This window comes from Pelomonas sp. CA6 (assembly GCF_022549225.1).
GTDB lineage: Bacteria > Pseudomonadota > Gammaproteobacteria > Burkholderiales > Burkholderiaceae_C > Roseateles.
This window is the reverse complement of record NZ_JAKZFD010000018.1, coordinates 1-18,728: the sequence shown is the minus strand read 5'-3', so window position 1 is coordinate 18,728 and position 18,728 is coordinate 1. Positions and strand designations below refer to the sequence as shown.

17 protein-coding genes are annotated in these 18,728 nt (G+C 68.5%); 11 read left to right on the top strand and 6 right to left on the bottom strand.

Translation table 11 applies throughout. From position 1 onward, the window contains the following. Positions 1-209 precede the first annotated feature (209 nt). Positions 210-1,742: a capsule assembly Wzi family protein gene (locus LZ017_RS21225; RefSeq protein ID WP_241398958.1), complete on the top strand. Its 1,533-nt coding sequence runs from the start codon at positions 210-212 to the stop codon at positions 1,740-1,742. Positions 1,743-1,814: 72 nt separating this feature from the next. Here LZ017_RS21225 and acnB read toward each other — a convergent pair whose 3' ends face one another. The 6 genes from acnB to LZ017_RS21195 all read right to left on the bottom strand — a co-directional run bounded on the left by acnB (position 1,815) and on the right by LZ017_RS21195 (position 8,069). After that, positions 1,815-4,406, bottom strand: a complete 2,592-nt coding sequence (acnB, locus tag LZ017_RS21220) for a bifunctional aconitate hydratase 2/2-methylisocitrate dehydratase (RefSeq protein WP_241398928.1) — start codon at positions 4,404-4,406, stop codon at positions 1,815-1,817. A 36-nt stretch (positions 4,407-4,442) separates the two neighbouring features. Continuing rightward, positions 4,443-4,853, bottom strand: a complete 411-nt coding sequence (locus tag LZ017_RS21215; protein ID WP_241398927.1) for a type II toxin-antitoxin system VapC family toxin — start codon at positions 4,851-4,853, stop codon at positions 4,443-4,445. Positions 4,854-4,857: 4 nt separating this feature from the next. Beyond that, positions 4,858-5,103: an AbrB/MazE/SpoVT family DNA-binding domain-containing protein gene (locus LZ017_RS21210; RefSeq protein ID WP_241398926.1), complete on the bottom strand. Its 246-nt coding sequence runs from the start codon at positions 5,101-5,103 to the stop codon at positions 4,858-4,860. A 243-nt stretch (positions 5,104-5,346) separates the two neighbouring features. Then, positions 5,347-5,904: a hypothetical protein gene (locus LZ017_RS21205; protein ID WP_241398925.1), complete on the bottom strand. Its 558-nt coding sequence runs from the start codon at positions 5,902-5,904 to the stop codon at positions 5,347-5,349. A 79-nt stretch (positions 5,905-5,983) separates the two neighbouring features. Beyond that, entirely contained in the window at positions 5,984-6,982 is a 999-nt protein-coding gene (locus LZ017_RS21200; RefSeq protein WP_241398924.1) for a CoA ester lyase, read from the bottom strand. 100 nt (positions 6,983-7,082) lie between these two features. Beyond that, a complete protein-coding gene (locus LZ017_RS21195; protein WP_241398923.1) occupies positions 7,083-8,069 on the bottom strand; it encodes a malate dehydrogenase in 987 nt (328 codons plus the stop codon). Between the two features lie 263 nt (positions 8,070-8,332). Here LZ017_RS21195 and LZ017_RS21190 point away from each other — a divergent pair, with 263 nt between their 5' ends. The 10 genes from LZ017_RS21190 to LZ017_RS21140 all read left to right on the top strand — a co-directional run bounded on the left by LZ017_RS21190 (position 8,333) and on the right by LZ017_RS21140 (position 18,678). Next, positions 8,333-9,136, top strand: a complete 804-nt coding sequence (locus LZ017_RS21190) for a GntR family transcriptional regulator (RefSeq protein WP_241398922.1) — start codon at positions 8,333-8,335, stop codon at positions 9,134-9,136. 97 nt (positions 9,137-9,233) lie between these two features. Next, entirely contained in the window at positions 9,234-9,677 is a 444-nt protein-coding gene (gene sdhC / locus LZ017_RS21185; RefSeq protein ID WP_241398921.1) for a succinate dehydrogenase, cytochrome b556 subunit, read from the top strand. A gap of 39 nt (positions 9,678-9,716) precedes the next feature. After that, complete coding sequence (gene sdhD, locus LZ017_RS21180) at positions 9,717-10,079, top strand: succinate dehydrogenase, hydrophobic membrane anchor protein (protein WP_241398920.1); 363 nt, start codon at positions 9,717-9,719, stop codon at positions 10,077-10,079. 1 nt (position 10,080) lies between these two features. Then, positions 10,081-11,856, top strand: a complete 1,776-nt coding sequence (gene sdhA / locus LZ017_RS21175; protein ID WP_241398919.1) for a succinate dehydrogenase flavoprotein subunit — start codon at positions 10,081-10,083, stop codon at positions 11,854-11,856. Between the two features lie 12 nt (positions 11,857-11,868). Next, complete coding sequence (locus tag LZ017_RS21170) at positions 11,869-12,576, top strand: succinate dehydrogenase iron-sulfur subunit (RefSeq protein WP_241398918.1); 708 nt, start codon at positions 11,869-11,871, stop codon at positions 12,574-12,576. A 19-nt stretch (positions 12,577-12,595) separates the two neighbouring features. Next, positions 12,596-12,874 (top strand): succinate dehydrogenase assembly factor 2, encoded by a 279-nt coding sequence (locus tag LZ017_RS21165; RefSeq protein WP_241398917.1) that lies wholly within the window; start codon positions 12,596-12,598, stop codon positions 12,872-12,874. A 30-nt stretch (positions 12,875-12,904) separates the two neighbouring features. After that, positions 12,905-14,215 carry a citrate synthase gene (gene gltA / locus LZ017_RS21160; RefSeq protein ID WP_241398916.1) on the top strand — a complete coding sequence of 437 codons (1,311 nt, stop codon included), beginning with the start codon at positions 12,905-12,907 and terminating at the stop codon, positions 14,213-14,215. A 163-nt stretch (positions 14,216-14,378) separates the two neighbouring features. Further along, positions 14,379-15,392: a LacI family DNA-binding transcriptional regulator gene (locus tag LZ017_RS21155; protein ID WP_241398915.1), complete on the top strand. Its 1,014-nt coding sequence runs from the start codon at positions 14,379-14,381 to the stop codon at positions 15,390-15,392. After that, entirely contained in the window at positions 15,389-17,347 is a 1,959-nt protein-coding gene (locus LZ017_RS22315) for a PfkB family carbohydrate kinase (RefSeq protein WP_308194096.1), read from the top strand. Before LZ017_RS21155 ends, LZ017_RS22315 begins: the two co-directional genes overlap by 4 nt. 11 nt (positions 17,348-17,358) lie before the next feature. After that, entirely contained in the window at positions 17,359-18,678 is a 1,320-nt protein-coding gene (locus LZ017_RS21140) for a TRZ/ATZ family hydrolase (protein ID WP_241398914.1), read from the top strand. The last annotated feature ends 50 nt before the right edge of the window (positions 18,679-18,728 follow it).

Below are 18,728 nucleotides of genomic sequence, written 5' to 3'. Positions count from 1 at the left end.
CGGCTGCTATCTTGGGCGCAAACAAGGAGGCGCGTCATTCGTGCCGGCTCGATGAAAGCCGGCTGCGAGCGCAGCCCCATGAGGATCGCGACCGCCGGGCGGCGCGAGCAGGCCCCGCGCGATAGCGGGGCGACAGGGAGGGTGATTTGATTCGGGATCTGAAGAGAGGCCCTGCGGCTGGAAGACGCCGCAGCCGGGCCGGTTTGTCCGTGTGCGCGGGCCTGGCCCTGGGGGTGTTGCCCTGGGTGGTTGGGGCCGAGCCGGCCAGCGTGCCCTATATGCCGGATTGGCCAGCACGCCATCGCATCCAGCTGCTGGTCGACCATGCCGGGCTGGAATTGCCAGGCAATCACTGGCCGCTGCCGCGCGCCGCGGTACAGCAGGCGCTGGATCGCCTGCCCGAGCTCGAGGGCACCGAGCTGGCCTGGCTGGCTCCCGTGAGTGCCGAGCTGAAGCGGGAGCTGGCGGGTACGGCATCGCGGCTGCGCCTGAGCGTGCGCGAGCGCGGCGAAGGCCTCACCGGCTTTGATGAGGACTACACGCCGGGCTCCAGCGCCAGCTGGCGTTCGCCGGAATGGCGCGGCGAGGGCGCATTCGGCAGTTGGGCCGGGCGACTGGGACTGCGCGTGGACGAAGCCACCAGCTCGCTGAACTCGCCCTCGGGGGCGGGCTGGGGCGTGGCGTCCGGCCGCATGCTGCGCGCCGAGGACTCGGCCCTGGCGTGGAACCTGGGCGGCTGGAATCTGCAGCTGCTGTCGACGCGCCACTGGTGGGGGCCGGGCTGGCAGAGCAGCCTGATCGCCGGCTCCAACAGCCCGGCCTGGCAGGGCGTGGGGCTGCAGCGCGCCACGGCGCAGCGCTCGGAACATCCGCTGCTGGCGTGGATGGGGCCGTGGAATCTGGATGTGGTGGTCGCGAAGGCGCAGGACCCCGAGGTCGTGGCCGCGCAGCCGGTGGGCTATCTGTTTGCGGGCATGCGATTGAGCCTGCGGCCGGCGCGTGGCGTCGAGCTGGGCCTGAGCCGCGGTTTGCAGACCGCCGGCCGCGGCCGGCCCGGCGGGCTGAGCAATTTGGTGAAGGCCTTGCTGGGGCGCCAGACCAACAAGGATGCGGGCGACGGCTTCCACGACAGCAGCAACCAGATCGCCGGCTTCGACCTGCGCCTCGCCTGTCCGTCGCATTGGGGCTCCTGCGCCTTCTACACGCAGTGGATGGGCGAGGACTCGGCGGGCCGGGTGCTGCCGCTGCCCTACAAGTTCATGAGCCAGTGGGGGCTGGAGACCACGCTGGGCCAGGGACGGCACCGTCTCTTCGTTGAATACAGCAACACCAATGCCTACAGCCTGCCCTGGGACGACAAGCCGCAGTTCCCGGGCTACACCAACGGCGTCTACCTGCAGAACTACACCCAGGGCGCGCGCTGGATCGGCAGCGCGCAGGGCGGCGGCAGCCGCGTCACGACGCTGGGCTGGATGGATGCCGAAATGGGGCTGCGGCTGCGCCTGCATGCCGGGCGCATCGGCATCAGCCTGGGCGCCTACGATCCGCGCGTCGGCCCGCCGCCGCATGGCCGATTGCGCGGGCTCAGTGTGAGCCGCCACTGGACCTGGCGTGCCGCCGGGCTGAGCTGGCGGGTGGCGCCGGAACTGAGCTGGCACCACCTGTCCGACGGACAGGACCGGGCGCTGAACCGGCGCCGCGAGCTGCGCCTGGGGCTCAGTCTGACGGCGCCGCTGGAGTGATCCCACGCGGGCGGAAAAAACCCCGCCGGCTTGCGCGGGCGGGGTTGTGCGAGGCCGGGAGTCGGCCCGGGTTCAGACCGTCACGGTCTTCGCGGTGTCCGCGTATTCCTCGATCTGGTCGAAGTTCATGTAGCGGTACACGCTGGCGGCGTCCTTGTTGATGATGCCCATGGCCTCGTGGTACTCGGCCAGGGTCGGGATGCGGCCCAGCTTGGAGCACACTGCGGCCAGTTCCGCCGAGCCCAGGAACACATGGGTGTTCTTGCCCAGGCGGTTGGGGAAGTTGCGCGTGGAGGTGGACATCACGGTGGCGCCCTCGCGCACCTGGGCCTGGTTGCCCATGCACAGCGAGCAGCCCGGCATCTCGGTGCGCGCGCCGGCGGTGCCGAAGGTGGCGTAGTGGCCTTCCTTGATGAGCTCGTTCTGGTCCATCTTGGTCGGCGGCGCCACCCACAGCTTGACCGGGATGTCGCGCGCGCCGCCCAGCAGCTTGGCCGCCGCGCGGAAGTGACCGATGTTGGTCATGCAGGAGCCGATGAAGGCCTCGTCGATCGCGGTGCCGGAGACTTCGGACATGGTCTTGGCATCGTCCGGGTCGTTCGGGCAGCAGACGATGGGCTCCTTGATGTCGGCCAGATCGATCTCGATCACGGCGGCGTACTCGGCGTCCTTGTCGGCTTCCAGCAGGTCGGGCTTGGCCAGCCAGGCCTCGACGGCCTTGATGCGGCGCTCCAGCGTGCGCTTGTCCTGGTAGCCGTCGGCGATCATGTTCTTCATCAGCACGATGTTGGAGGTCAGGTACTCCTTGATCGGCGCCGGGTTCAGCTTGATCGTGCAGCCGGCGGCAGAGCGCTCGGCCGACGCGTCGGACAGCTCGAAGGCCTGTTCCACCTTCAGGTCGGGCAGGCCCTCGATCTCCAGGATGCGGCCGGAGAAGATGTTCTTCTTGCCCTTCTTCTCGACAGTCAGCAGCCCCGCCTTGATCGCGTACAGCGGGATGGCATGCACCAGGTCACGCAGCGTGACGCCGGGCTGCATCTGGCCCTTGAAGCGCACCAGCACCGATTCGGGCATGTCCAGCGGCATCACGCCGGTGGCGGCGCCGAAGGCGACCAGGCCGGAGCCGGCCGGGAAGCTGATGCCGATCGGGAAGCGGGTGTGCGAGTCGCCGCCGGTGCCCACGGTGTCGGGCAGCAGCAGGCGGTTCAGCCAGCTGTGGATCACGCCGTCGCCCGGGCGCAGCGCGACGCCGCCACGGCTGGAGATGAACTGCGGCAGCTCGCGGTGCATCTTCACGTCCACCGCCTTGGGGTAGGCGGCGGTGTGGCAGAAGGACTGCATCACCAGGTCGGCCGAGAAGCCCAGGCAGGCCAGGTCCTTCAGCTCGTCGCGCGTCATCGGGCCAGTGGTGTCCTGCGAACCGACCGTGGTCATCTTGGGCTCGCAATAGGTGCCCGGGCGGATGCCCTGACCTTCGGGCAGGCCGCAGGCGCGGCCGACCATCTTCTGCGCCAGCGTGAAGCCCTTGCCGGTGTCCACCGGGGCCTTGGGCAGGCGGAAGAGGGTGGACGCGGGCAGGCCCAGGAATTCGCGTGCCTTGCCGGTCAGCGAGCGACCGATGATCAGGTTGATGCGGCCGCCGGCGCGCACCTCGTCCAGCAGCACCTCGCTCTTCAGCGAGAACTCGGCCACCGTCGCGCCGTTCTTCAGGATCTTGCCGTCATAGGGCAGCACGTCGATCACGTCGCCCATCTCCAGCGTATTCACGTCCACCTCGATGGGCAGCGAACCGGAGTCTTCCTGCGTGTTGAAGAAGATGGGGGCGATCTTGCCGCCCAGCGTCACGCCGCCGAAACGCTTGTTCGGCACGAAGGGGATGTCCTGGCCGGTGGCCCAGATGACGCTGTTGGTCGCGGACTTGCGGCTGGAGCCGGTGCCCACCACATCGCCGACGTAGGCCACCAGATGGCCCTTCTTCTTCAGGTCCTCGATGAACTGGATGGGGCCGCGCTTGCCGTCTTCCTCGGGCTTGAAGGCCGCGTCGGGGCGGGTGTTCTTCAGCATCGCCAGGTAGTGCAGCGGGATGTCCGGGCGGCTCCAGGCGTCGGGGGCGGGGGAGAGATCGTCGGTGTTGGTCTCGCCGGGCACCTTGAAGACGGTGACGGTGATCTTCTTCTCGACCTCGGGGCGGCTGGTGAACCACTCGGCGTCGGCCCAGCTCTGGATCACTTCCTTGGCGCGGGCGTTGCCGGCCGTGGCTTTCTCGGCGACGTCATGGAAGGCGTCGAACATCAGCAGGGTCTTCTTCAGGCCCTCGGCGGCCACGCCGGCCACTTCGGCGTCGTCCAGCAGGTCGATCAGCGGCTTGACGTTGTAGCCGCCCACCATGGTGCCCAGCAGTTCGGTGGCCTTGGCCTTGGAGATCAGGCCCACGCCCAGGTCGCCATGGGCCACGGCCGCCAGGAAGCTGGCCTTGACCTTGGCCGCGTCGTCCACGCCCGGCGGCACGCGGTGGGTCAGTAGGTCCAGCAGGAAGGCTTCTTCACCGGCGGGCGGGTTCTTGATCAGCTCGATCAGCTCGGCGACCTGCTTGGCATCCAGCGGCAGCGGCGGGATGCCGAGGGCGGCGCGCTCGGCGGCGTGTTGGCGATAGGCTTGCAACATGGCGACTCCTGGTTGGCGGGTGGGGCGGGGCGGGCGTCAGGCCGCGGACGGCCGGATGAGCTTGAGCCCCTTGAAATAGTCACGGTAGAAGGCTTCGTCGGCGGTGATCAGGCCGCTGCACTGCAGCAGCGCGTGGGCACCGACGACGAAGTCGGGGAGGCTGCGCGCGCGGCCCTGCGGCGCGGCGCGGCTGCGGAAACGGCGCTGCATCTCGCCGGCGCGGATGGCGGCCTTCTGCTCGACGGCGCTGTAGAGGATGCCCATTTCTTCGAGCACCTGCATGACCTGGTCGCCGCCCTGCAGCGCGGCGCAGACTTCGGCGACGACCACATCGCAGACCACGACCGGCCCGCGGCTGAGCGCCTCGCGCAGCGCGGCCTCGGCCATGTCGGCCCGCTCGTTGCCCGAGAGCAGGTCGATCAGCACGGAGGAATCGATCGCGATCAAGGCGTCAGGCCTCCATCGGGTCGCCGGGGGCGCGGCCGCGTACCTGACGCAGCGCGTCGTCGGTGGACTCGAAGCCGTCGAGCTTGAACTTGCCGCGCGCACGTGAGATGGCGTCGTCGACGTTCTTGCGCAGGATGATGCGCGCGCCGTCCAGCTCGACCTTGAGGATGGTGCCCTTGGTCAGCCCCAGTGCATCGCGCACGGCCTTGGGCAGCGTGATCTGGCCTCGTTCGGCCACGGTGGCTTCCATGCGGGCTCCTCGGTCTCGATCGCCGGTATGGCGTCAAAAGTATGTATTGATTATACGTACTTGGCCTGCGGACGAAGGTATCCCAGCGTCGCACCCCGGTATTGCCGGCAAGCAGATCTTTGGGCGAGAAAGGGTGGGGCGCCGGAGCACGTCGGCGCGGCCTGAAGAGGCGGAAAGAGCGCGAGGGGGGGGGCTCCCGCCGGCGCAAAGGCGGGCCGGGCGAACGCCGGCCCGCCGCGGGGCTTACTGCTTCTGCTGCGCGGGCTGCTGCAGGCTGGTGATGCCCAGGCCTTCGCCGGCGGGCGGCGCGGCATTGGCGGCCTGGAAGGCCTTCTGATCCTCGTGCATGCAGCTGTCCACCATGCGCTGGCCGACCTTGGTGTTCATCAGCATGGACTTGGACGGAATCTGCAGCCACACGACGCCGGCTTTCTTGTCCTCCAGGCGCACCGCGCCGGTGGTGGTGGGCTCGGGGGCCATGTGGAAGACCTGCTTGCCGAACTGCAGCTTGAAGCGGCCAGGCTTGTCGGCGTCGGGCGTGATCTGGACCTTCTGGTTGAACTCGCAGTGCACATCGCCATGGCTGACCTGCGGCGCGACGGCCAGCTGGGCCTCGCTCAGCGGCAGGTCTTCCTCCACCGGCGGCGGCGGCGGCGTGGGCTTGACCTTCTTGACCAGCGCATTGCGCGGCGTCGCGGCAGCCTTGGCGGCCGGCGTGGCGGGAGCGGCGGCGAGAGCCGAGCCGGCGACGAACAGGCCCAGGGCGAGCGGGCCGATCAGGCGGAAAGAATGTGGGCTCATGAGCGGGATGGTTTGGCGCGATGCGCGATTGTGCTCCGGTTCGGTGCCGGACGGATGGGGGTTTGTGGTGATGACGGCCTCAGTCCGCGCCAAAGTAGGCCAGCGTGACCTCTTCGGGCAGTTCCTGACCGGTGCGGTGCGCGCGCTCCAGCACCTGCCAGAAGTAGCGGTAGCTGGCGCGGTCGTGCAGCACGTCGCGGAACTGAATGGGGGCCCAGTGCGCGGCCTGCGCCGCCTGGATGATGTCGATCGCCTCGTCGATCTCCGCGACGCTGGGCGCGAAGGCATCGATGATGGGCTGGATCTGCTGCGGGTGGATGCTCCACATGCGCGTGTAGCCGAACTCGCGGGCGGCGCGCTCGGCGGCGGCCTGGATGGCGCGCTGGCTCTTGAATTCAGTCACCACGCAGTGCGAAGGCGTCTTGCCATGGGTGTGGGCCGCGGCGGCGATTTCGAGCTTGGCGCGCACCACCAGCGGGTGGTGGAACTGGCCTTCGGCGGTGAGCGCCGAGCGCGGGATCGCGCCCCGGTGGGCCGAGACGAAGTCCATCAGCCCGAACGACAGCGATTCGATGCGCGGATGGGCGGCGATGGCCTGCACGTCGCGCAGCCCGCCGTGGGTTTCGATCAGCGCGTGGATGGGCAGCGGCTTCTTCACGCCGTGCTGGCGCAGCGAGCGGTCGATGAAGGCCGTTGCTCGTTCGACGTCGGCCAGACTTTCGGGCTTGGGCAGCATCAGGTAGGCGACGCGCTCGCCGCCTTGGGCCAGCAGTGCGTCCACGTCGGCTTCGAAGGACGGGTGGCCCACCGGGTGGACACGCACGCCGACGCGGCCGTGGCGGTTCAGCTCGCTGTTGAGCAGGCTCAGCACCAGCAGCATGTGCTCGGCCTCGCCGCCCACCGGGGCGCCGTCCTCGCAATCCAGTGTGATGTCGAACAGCGGGCCCATCTCGGCCTGCAGTTCCAGGCTCTTGCGCATGCGCGCCTCGACGCCGCAGTAATGGTCCACGACGGGCAGCGGGGCGGCGGCCTCGCCGTCTTCGAACAGGGCCAGCTTGGGGTGCAGAGGTGTGGTCATGGCGGTGCGCGGAACGACGGTGCAAAGCGTGGCGGTGCCAGGCCGCCAATGAAAAGGGGCCGGCAGAGCCGACCCCTCGAGTGTCGCCGAAGCGGCCGACTTAGAGCAGGTGCTTGACGCCGTTCTGCTCTTCCAGCAGTTCGTTCAGCGTCTTGTTGATGCACTCCTGCGAGAAAGCGTCGATCTCCAGGCCCTCGACGATCTTGTATTCGCCGTTGGCGCAGGTCACCGGGTAGCCGAACATGACTTCCTTGGGAATGCCGTATTCGCCGTTGGACGGGATGCCCATCGTGACCCACTTGCCGTTGGTGCCCAGGGCCCAATCGCGCATGTGGTCGATCGCGGCATTGGCGGCCGAGGCGGCCGAGGACAGTCCGCGGGCAGCAATGATGGCGGCGCCGCGCTTGCCCACGGTGGGCAGGAAGACTTCGCGGTTCCAGGCCTCGTCGTTGATCATGGACTTGACCGACGCGCCGCCGATGGTGGCGAAGCGGTAGTCGGCGTACATCGTCGGCGAGTGGTTGCCCCACACGGCCAGCTTCTCGATGTCGGCGACGGCCTTGCCGGTCTTCGCGGCGATCTGCGATGCGGCGCGGTTGTGGTCCAGGCGCAGCATGGCGGTGAAGTTCTTGGCCGGCAGGTCCGGCGCCGACTTCATCGCGATGTAGGCGTTGGTGTTGGCGGGGTTGCCGACCACCAGCACCTTGACGTTGCGCGAGGCGACGGCGTTCAGCGCCTTGCCCTGCACGGTGAAGATCTGCGCGTTGGCGGCCAGCAGGTCCGAACGCTCCATGCCGGGGCCGCGCGGACGGGCGCCGACCAGCAGCGCGTAGTCGGTGTCCTTGAACGCGGTCATCGGGTCGCTGTGCGCCTCGATGCCGGCCAGCAGCGGGAACGCGCAGTCTTCCAGTTCCATGATCACGCCCTTCAGCGCGTTCTGGGCCTTCTCGTCGGGGATCTCCAGCAGCTGCAGGATCACGGGCTGGTCCTTGCCCAGCATTTCACCGGAAGCGATGCGGAACAGCAGCGCGTAGCCGATCTGGCCGGCGGCGCCGGTGACGGCGACGCGAACGGGTTTCTTGCTCATTGGGATCTCCGAAAAGAGTGGTGCAAAAACTGGCGCAATAAGGTGTGCGGATTGCGCGCGAAGGCCGTCTGCGACGGCCGCGCCGGTGCGGCAAGTGTAGGCCAGCCGCCAGCGCGATGTCCCCGGCTGCTGCGGGCGTAGGGGCATCGCGCCGAAATTAAACCGGCATGTTTGCGCAAATCTGACAGTCTTGTGTCTTATACAAGATCAACGGGTCTTTCCATGGACGACGCCCCGGCGACTGTGATGCAATCGCGGCCATCATGCCGTCGCAGTCCGTCCCCGTTCCCAAGCTCGCGCCCGAAGCCGGCCGGCCCGCGGCGACGACGGCCGGGCAGGGGGCGGAAACCGCTCCGGCCTTCAGTCCGCTGTACCGCCAGATCAAGGGTTTGATCATCGCGGGGCTGCAAGCGGGCGAATGGCGAGCCGGCGAGGCCATCCCCAGCGAGATGGAACTGGCTGCGCGCTTTGGCGTCAGCCAGGGCACCGTGCGCAAGGCGGTCGACGAGATGGCGGCCGAGAACCTGCTGGTGCGCCGCCAGGGCAAAGGCACCTTCGTGGCCACGCATGCCGAGCAGCGCCAGCAGTACCGCTTCCTGCGCCTCACGCCGGACCCGGGCCAGGATGCCGGCCTGGGGCGTCAGCTGCTGGATTGCCGCCGTCAGCGCGCGCCGGCCTGGATCGCGCGCGAACTGCAGATGCGCACCGGCGACGCGATGCTGGAGGTGCGCCGTTTCCTGCACAGCGAAGGCACGCCGGTGGTGCTGGACGACATCTGGCTGCCCGGCGCGCTGTTCAAGGGGCTGACGACCGAGAGGCTGCGCGAGCACCGCGGCCCGTTCTACGGCCTGTTCGAAACCGAATTCGGCGTGCACATGATCCGCGCGCAGGAAAAGATCCGCGCCGTGGCGGCCGACGAAGAGACGGCCGCGCTGCTGAAGCTGCCCGTGGGCACGCCGCTGCTGAGCGTGGAGCGGCTTTCCTTCACCTATGGCGACAAGCCGGTGGAGCTGCGCCGCGGCCTCTACAACACATCGCACCATTTCTACCGCAACGAACTGAATTGACCCGGCGCGCAATGCCGGCACTGACGCGCAACTCCCCCTTTCGTGGTGTTGCGTTGCAATAAAATCCCTGGGTTTCACACTGATTACAAGGTCGGACATGACGGACATCACCAAAGACTCGGCAAGGCCGCGACCGGTCTACCGCAACGTCAACTTCTTCTCTGACTTGCCCACCTATCGCCTGCCGGCGGCGGGCATCGTGTCCATCCTGCACCGCATCAGCGGGCTGCTGATGTTCCTGCTGCTGCCCTTCGTGATCTGGATGTTCGACACCAGCGTCAGCTCGGAAATCTCGTTCGACGCCTTCCGTTCCGCCTTCGTGGCCGGCATCGGCTTCGTGCCCGGCTGGTTCGTGAAGCTGGTGACGCTGGGCCTGATCTGGGGCTATCTGCACCACTTCATCGCCGGCGTGCGCCATCTGTGGATGGACGCCACCCACAGCGTCAGCAAGGCCCAGGGGCACAGCAGCGCCGTGGCCACGCTGGCCCTGAGCGTGCTGCTGACGCTGGCCCTGGGTGCCAAGCTGTTCGGCCTGTACTGAGCCCGCGGCGGCTCGCACTCAAGAAGAGGCACACAAACAATGAGTACTTTCGGTTCCAAGCGCATCGTCGTCGGTGCGCACTACGGCCTGCGCGACTGGATGGCGCAGCGCGCCACGGCCGTGCTGATGGCCCTGTTCACCATCGTGCTGCTGGCACAGGTGCTGCTGACCGCCGAGCCCCTGGGCTATGAGCTGTGGGCGGGCATCTTCGCCAAGCAGTGGATGAAGTTCCTGACCTTCGCGCTGGTGCTGTCGCTGGCGTATCACGCCTGGGTCGGCGTGCGGGATATCTGGATGGATTACGTCAAACCGGTGGGCCTGCGCCTGGCGCTGCACGTGTTCACGCTGGTTTGGTTGCTGGGTTGCACGGGTTGGGCGATCCAAGTGCTCTGGAGGCTTTGAAATGCAAGTTGGAACGTCGCTCCCCAAGCGCAGGTTTGATGTCGTGATCATCGGGGCCGGTGGCTCCGGCATGCGCGCCTCGCTGCAGCTCTCCCGCGCCGGCCTGAACGTGGCCGTGCTGTCCAAGGTCTTCCCGACGCGCTCGCACACCGTCGCCGCGCAGGGCGGCATCGGAGCCTCGCTGGGCAACATGTCCGAGGACAACTGGCACTATCACTTCTTCGACACCGTCAAGGGCTCCGACTGGCTCGGCGACCAGGACGCGATCGAGTTCATGTGCCGCGAAGCCCCCAAGGTCGTGTACGAGCTTGAGCACTTCGGCATGCCCTTCGACCGCAATCCGGACGGCTCGATCTACCAGCGCCCCTTCGGCGGCCACACCGCCAACTACGGCGAGAAGCCCGTGCAGCGCGCCTGCGCCGCGGCCGACCGCACCGGCCACGCGCTGTTGCACACGCTGTACCAGCAGAACGTCAAGGCCAACACGCAGTTCTTCGTCGAGTGGATGGCGCTGGACCTGATTCGCGACGCCGATGGCGACGTGGTCGGCGTGACCGCGCTGGAAATGGAGACCGGCGAGGTCCACATCCTGCAGGCCAAGACCGTGCTGATGGCCACCGGCGGCGCCGGGCGCATCTACGCCGCGTCGACCAATGCCTTCATCAACACCGGTGACGGCCTGGGCATGGCGGCGCGCGCCGGCATCCCGCTGGAGGACATGGAGTTCTGGCAGTTCCACCCCACCGGCGTGGCCGGCGCGGGCGTGCTGCTGACCGAAGGCTGCCGCGGCGAAGGCGCGATCCTGCGCAACGCCAATGGCGAGCGCTTCATGGAGCGCTACGCGCCGACGCTGAAGGACCTGGCGCCGCGCGACTTCGTCTCGCGCTCCATGGACCAGGAGATCAAGGAAGGTCGCGGCTGCGGTCCCAACAAGGACTATGTCCTGCTGGACATGACCCACCTGGGCGCCGAGACCATCATGAAGCGCCTGCCCTCGGTGTTCGAGATCGGCCACAACTTCGCCAACGTCGACATCACCAAGGAACCCATCCCGGTCGTGCCGACCATCCATTACCAGATGGGCGGCATCCCGACCAATGTGCATGGCCAGGTGGTCGTGCCGGCGAATGGCAAGCCCAACGAAATCGTCAACGGCCTGTACGCGGTGGGCGAGTGCTCCTGCGTCAGCGTGCATGGCGCGAACCGCCTGGGCACGAACTCGCTGCTGGACCTGGTGGTCTTCGGCCGCGCGGCGGGCAACCACATCGTCGAGTTCAACCTGAAGAACCGCGAGCACAAGCCCCTGCCCAAGGACGCGGCCGACCGCACCCTGGCGCGCCTGGCCCGTCTGGAGAGCAACGCCAGCGGCGAGTACGCCCAGGACGTCGCCAACGACATCCGCGCCACGATGCAGAAGCACGCCGGCGTGTTCCGCACCCAGGCGAGCATGGAAGAGGGCGTCCAGAAGATCCTGGAAGTGGCCGAGCGCGTGAAGAGCATCGGCCTGAAGGACAAGTCCAAGGTGTTCAACACCGCCCGCGTCGAGGCGCTGGAGGTCGAGAACCTGATCGAGGCCGCGAAGGCCACGATGGTCTCCGCCGCCGCCCGTCCGGAAAGCCGTGGCGCCCACGCGCACAACGACTTCCCGAACCGCGACGACGAGAACTGGATGAAGCACACCCTGTGGTACTCGGAAGGCAACCGCCTGGAGTACAAGCCGGTCAACCTCAAGCCGCTGACCGTCGAGTCCGTGCCGCCCAAGGTGCGTACCTTCTAAAGGATTGCAGTCATGAGTCAGAAACGTACCTTCCAGATCTACCGCTACGACCCGGACAAGGACGCCAAGCCCTACATGCAGACCATCGAGATCGAACTCGAGGGCAATGAACGCATGCTGCTGGACGCGCTGGTCAAGCTCAAGGCCGTGGATCCCACGCTGAGCTTCCGCCGCTCCTGCCGCGAAGGCGTCTGCGGTTCGGACGCGATGAACATCAACGGCAAGAACGGCCTGGCCTGCCTGACCAACATGCGCTCGCTGCCGCAGACCGTGGTCTTGAAGCCGCTGCCGGGCCTGCCCGTCGTGCGCGACCTGATCGTGGACATGACGCAGTTCTTCAAGCAGTACCACTCGATCAAGCCCTACCTGGTCAACGACACGCCGCCGCCCGAGAAGGAGCGCCTGCAGTCGCCGGTGGAGCGCGAGGAACTGGACGGCCTGTACGAGTGCATCCTGTGCGCCAGCTGCTCGACCAGCTGCCCCAGCTTCTGGTGGAACCCCGACAAGTTCGTCGGTCCCGCCGGTCTGCTGCAGGCCTACCGCTTCATCGCGGACAGCCGCGACCAGGCGACCTCCGAGCGCCTGGACAACCTGGAAGACCCGTACCGTCTGTTCCGTTGCCACACCATCATGAACTGCGTGGACGTCTGCCCCAAGGGCTTGAACCCCACGAAGGCGATCGGCAAGATCAAGGAACTGATGGTGCGTCGCGCCGTCTGAAACCGGCCAAGGAGAGGTCATGACCGCCGACGTACATGCACGCATCGACGAGCGTTCTCTGTCCAAGCTGAAGTGGCGCTGCCGCCGCGGCCTGCTGGAGAACGACCTCTTCATCGAGCGCTTCTTCGGCAAGTACGAAGACCGTCTGACCTTCTTCCAGGCCGAGGGCCTGCGTCAGCTGATGGACCTGGCGGACAACGATCTGCTGGACCTGCTGCTTGCGCGCAAGGAGCCCGAGGGCGAGCTCGCTCGCCCGGACGTCCTCGAGGTCCTGGGCCTGCTCAGGACGCCCCACTAAGAATCCCCAGAAGTCATTGAAGGAATGCCCATGACACCCTCTGACGTGAAAGCCACCCTGTCGTTCTCGGACGGCAGCCCCAGCATGGACCTGCCCCTGTACAAGGGCAGCATCGGCCCGGATGTGATCGACATCCGCAAGCTGTACGCGCAGACGGGCAAGTTCACCTATGACCCGGGCTTCCTGTCGACCGCGTCCTGCAACTCCACCATTACCTACATCGACGGCGACAAGGGCGAGCTGCTGTACCGCGGCTATCCCATCGAGCAGCTGGCGGTGCAGTGCGACTACCTGGAAGTCTGCTACCTGCTGCTGAACGGCGAGCTGCCCAACGAATCGCAGAAGGCCGAATTCGTCTCGCGCGTGACCAACCACACCATGGTCAACGAGCAGATGCAGTTCTTCCTGCGCGGCTTCCGCCGCGACGCGCACCCGATGGCCGTGATGACCGGCCTGGTGGGCGCGATGTCGGCCTTCTATCACGACAGCACCGACATCAACAACCCCGAGCACCGCGAGATCGCGGCGATCCGCCTGATCGCCAAGATGCCCACGCTGGTCGCGATGGCCTACAAGTACACCGTGGGCCAGCCCTACGTGTACCCGAAGAACGACCTCTCGTACGCCGGCAACTTCATGCGCATGATGTTCGCCACGCCCTGCGAGGAGTACAAGCCCAACGACGTGCTGGTGCGCGCGATGGACCGTATCTTCACGCTGCACGCCGACCACGAGCAGAACGCGTCCACCTCCACGGTGCGCCTGTGCGGCTCGTCGGGCACCAACCCCTTCGCCGCCATCGCCGCCGGCGTGGCCTGCCTGTGGGGCCCGGCGCACGGCGGTGCCAACGAGGCCTGCCTGAACATGCTCTACGACATCCAGAAGCAGGGTGGCGTGGCGCGCATCGGCGACTTCATCAAGCAGGTCAAGGACAAGAACTCCAACGTCAAGCTGATGGGCTTCGGTCACCGGGTCTACAAGAACTACGACCCGCGCGCCAAGCTGATGCGCGAGACCTGCCACGAGGTGCTGGGCGAGCTGGGCCTGCAGAACGACCCGCTGTTCAAGCTGGCCATGGAGCTGGAGAAGATTGCGCTGGAAGACGAATACTTCGTCGCCCGCAAGCTCTACCCGAACGTGGACTTTTACTCCGGCATCGTGCAGCGCGCCATCGGCATCCCGGTGCCGCTGTTCACCGCGATCTTCGCGCTCGCCCGCACGGTGGGCTGGATCGCCCAGCTGAACGAAATGATCTCGGATCCCGAGTACAAGATCGGCCGTCCGCGCCAGCTCTTCGTCGGCGCCACCGCGCGCGACGTCAAGCCCATCGGTCAGCGCTGATCGACGGCCAGGCCCGCTTCCGCCGGGCCGGCGCCTCCCCACGACCCCGTGCCTTTGGCACGGGGTTTTTTCTTGATCTTGCGCTATGCTCGCCGATCAGCAAACGTTTGCTGATTTGGCTGATTCACCCTGCCCGCGCCGGTCGCCCCGGCCCTGACGCCCGATGAGCACGATCAAGGATGTGGCCGCGCTGGCCGGTGTTTCCTTCACCACCGTCTCCCATGTGCTGAACAACACCCGCCCGGTGAGCGCCGAGGCGCGCGCGCGGGTGCTCGCGGCGGTGGACGAGATCGGCTATCTGCCCAGCGCGGTCGCGCGCTCGCTGCGCAAGAGCGAAACGCGCATCGTCGGCGTGCTGGTGCCCAATGTGGAGAACCCCTTCTTCGCCGAGCTGGTCTGCGGCGTCGAGGAGTGCTGCCGCCAGGCCGGCTATTCGGTCTTTCTCTGCAACTCTGACAACAACCCCAAGCACCAGCAGCAGTACATGCGCACGCTGCTGGAGAAGCGCATCGACGGCCTGCTGCTGAGCTCCGCCGGCGACTCCGAGGCGCTGGCCGGGCTGTTCCGCCATGCCAGCGTGCCCGCGGTGACGGTGGACCGCCTGGTGCCGGGCGCGCGCGCCGACCGTGTCGCGGTGGACAACGAGGCGGGCGCCTACGAGGCCGTTCGACATCTGCTGAGCCTGGGCCATGTCCGCATCGGCTGCGTCAGCGGCCCCGGCGAGTTCGAGGTGGCGCGCGAGCGCGTGGCCGGATGGCGCCGCGCGCTGGCCGGGCAGGGCATCAACGCGCCCGAGGCCTGGCTGGTGGAGAGCGACTTCAGCAGCGCGGGCGGCTACGAGGCCGCCAAGGGCCTGCTGCAGCGCCGGCCCGAGCTCAGCGCGCTCTTCGTCAGCAACGACTTGATGGCCATGGGCGCCTTGCGCGCCGCGGCCGAACTCAAGCTGGCGGTGCCGGAGCAGCTCTCCATCGTCGGCTTCGACGCGATCGAGCTGGGCGCCTATGTCTACCCGGCGCTGACCACCGTGGGCGTGTCGATCAAGGAACTGGGCCGCGAGGCCGGCCGGGCCCTGATCAGCCGCATCGAACAACCCCAGGCCCCGTTGCGGGACCTGCGCATGCAGCCCCGCTTGGTGCTGCGCGAAACCACCGCGCCCGTGCCGCGCGCTTCCGCATGAATTCTTCAGTCCCATCCCCGGGCGCCCGCATCGCGGTCGTCGGCAGCATCAACATGGACCTGGTCGCCCAGGCGCCGCGCCTGCCCGCGGCCGGCGAGACGCTTCTCGGTGCCCACTACGCCGGCACGCCCGGCGGCAAGGGCGCCAACCAGGCCGTGGCCGCGGCGCGGCTGGGCGCCCAGGTGGCGCTGGTCGGGCGGCTGGGCCTGCGCCAGCAGGGTCGCGACCTGCTGGAGGCGCTCAAGGCGGAGGGCGTGGACCTGGGGGCGCTGGTGCAGGACGCCGCGGCCTGGCCCGGCGTCGCGCTGATCACCGTGGCCCAGTCCGATGGCGAGAACACCATCGTCGTCGTGCCCGGCAGCAACGCCGCGCTGACGGCCGACGATGTGCGGGCCGGCGCGGCGACGTTGCGCCAGGCCCAGGTGGTCGCGGCGCAGCTGGAGGTGCCGCTGCCGGCGATCGCCCAGGCCTTCTCGATCGCGCGGGAGGCCGGCGCGACCACGGTGCTGAACGCGGCGCCGGCGCAGGCCCTGCCGGCCGATCTGCTGGCGCTGACCGACTGGCTGGTGGTCAATGAAACCGAGGCGGCGCAGCTCGCCGGGCTGCCCTCGGGCGGCGAACCGCAGGCGCTGGCGCGCGCCGCGCTGCCCCGGCTGCTCGCGCTGGGGCCGCGCCAGGTGCTGGTGACGCTGGGCGCGCAGGGCGCGCTGCTGGGCACGGCCGACGCGCCGCAGGGCGAGCTGCTGGCCGGGCATGCGGTGCGCGCCGTCGACACCGTGGGTGCCGGCGACACGCTGGTGGGCGGGCTGATCGTCGGCCTGGCCGAGGGGCTGTCGGCCCAGGCCGCCGTGCAGCTGGGCCAGGCGGCCGCCGCGCTGGCGGTGAGCCGACCCGGCGTGCAGCAGGCCATGCCGCGCCGTGCCGAGCTGGCCGCGCATTTCGCGACCGCCGCGCCGTCCGCCAGGCCTTCGCCGGCCCCGGCACCGGGCGCTGCGCGCCAACGGCTCAAGGTGGTCTTCGACACCGATCCCGGCATCGACGACGCCTTCGCGCTGGCGCTGCTGGCGCGCCATCCCGAGATCGAGCTGCTGGCCGTGACCACGGTCTTCGGCAACGCGCCGGTGGACCTCACCAGCCGCAATGCCCAGGGCCTGATGGCGTTGATGGGCCACGACGCCCCGGTGGCGCGCGGCGCCGAGGGGCCGCTGCTGGCCAAGCGCCGCCGCGACGCGGCCGCTCATGTGCACGGCGACGACGGCCTGGGCGGCATGGCGGCGCGCCTGCCGGCGCCGCGCGCGCCGCTGCACGCGCGGCCCGCGCATGAGCTGATCTGCGAGCTGGCGCATGCCCATGCGGGCGAACTGTGCCTGGTCGCGGTCGGCCCGCTGACCAACCTGGCGCTGGCCCTGCGCCACGATCCCTCCATCGCCGCCAAGCTACGCGAGGTGGTCGTGATGGGCGGTGCCTTCGGCCTGCGCGGCCACAGCGGCAACGTGAGCCCGGTGGCCGAGGCCAACATCGCCTGCGACCCCGAGGCCGCCGACGCGGTGTTCACCGCCGCCTGGCCGCTCACCGTCGTCGGGCTGGACGTGACCCAGGAGGTCGTGATGACCGAGGCCCGGCTGGCCGCGCTGCGCGGCCGTGGCGACGGCGTCGGCGATCTGCTGTGGGAGGCCAGCCGCCACTATCAGGACTTCTATCACGGGCGCGACGGCATCGGCGGCATCTATGCTCACGACGCCAGCGCGGCGGTCTGCCTGCTCAGGCCGGAGCTGTTCGAGCGCCGCCGCGGCGCGCTGCGCGTGGTGCTGGACGGCATCGCCACCGGTCAGACCGTGCAGGACTGGCGCGCCGAGTCGCGCCAGCCCAATCCCTGGAGCGAGGCCCCGGCCCAGCAGGTCTGCGTCGCCGTGCAGTCCGCGCAGGTGCTGGACCTGTTCGACCAAGTTTTCTAAGGAGCCCCATGATGTCGCAACCCTTGACCGTTCTTCTGCCGCGTTGGCTGATCCCGATGACGCCGGGCTGTCCGGTGCTGGAGCAGCATGCGCTGGTGATGGAGGGCGAGCGCATCGCCGCCGTGCTGCCGCGCGACGAGGCGCTGGCCCGTTACGCGCAGGCCGAGCGGGTGGAGCTGCCCCAGCATGTGCTGATCCCCGGCCTGATCAACGCCCACACGCATTCGGCGATGTCGCTGCTGCGCGGCGTGGCCGACGACCTCGCGCTGATGGACTGGCTGAACAACCACATCTGGCCGCTGGAGCGCCAGTGGGTCAGCGAGGACTGGGTCTACCAGGGCTCGCTGCTGTCCGCGGCCGAGGCGCTGCGCGGCGGCGTGACCTACCTGAACGACATGTACTTCTTCCCGACCGCGATGGCGCGCGCCGCCGTCGACTCGGGCATCCGTGCCGGCGTGTCCATCAACGTGATTGACTTCCCCACTGGCTATGCCTCCGGGCCGGACGACTACATCGCCAAGGGCGTGGCCGCCTACGAGCAGTTCCGCGGCGAGAAGCTGCTGGACTGGACCAGCGCGCCGCACGCGCCCTACACGGTGTCGGACGAGACCTTCGTGAAGTTGCGCGAGCTGGCACACAAGTACGAGATGCAGGTCCACTGCCACATCCATGAGACGCAGGACGAGATCGCCGGCAGCCTGAAGCAATACGGCGAGCGGCCGCTGGCGCGCCTGCACAAGCTGGGCCTGCTGGACGAGCGCCTGATCGCCGTGCACATGGTGCATCTGAACGACGAGGAGATCGCGCTCATCGCCAAGCAGGGGGTGCACCTGGTGCACAACCCCAGCTCCAACCTCAAGCTGGCCTCGGGCGTGGCGCCGGTGAAGGCGCTGGAGGCGGGGGGCGTGAACACCATCCTGGGCACCGACGGCGCGGCGTCCAACAACCGCCAGGACATGTTCGCCGAGATCCGCGCCGCGGCGCTGCTGGCCAAGGGCATCAGCGGCGACCCGCTGAGCGTCTCGGCGCGCACCGCGCTGGAGATGGCCACCGTGCGCGCCGCCAAGGCCATGGGCCGCGGCGACGAACTGGGCACGCTGGAGGCCGGCAAGCTGGCCGACGTCGTGGCCGTGTCGCTGGATGCGCTGGAATGCCGTCCCGTCTACCACGCCGACGCGCAGCTGGTCTACGTGGCCGGCCGCGAGCATGTGTCCGATGTCTGGGTCGGCGGCCGCCAGCGGCTCAAGCAGCGCGAACTCTGCGCGCTGGACGTGCCGGCGCTGCTGGGCCGCGTCGAGGACATCGTCGCGCGGATGAAGGCGGGCCGCTGAGTCCGACCCGGGCCCGCCGGGCCCACCCATGAGAAATCTATGGTCACCCT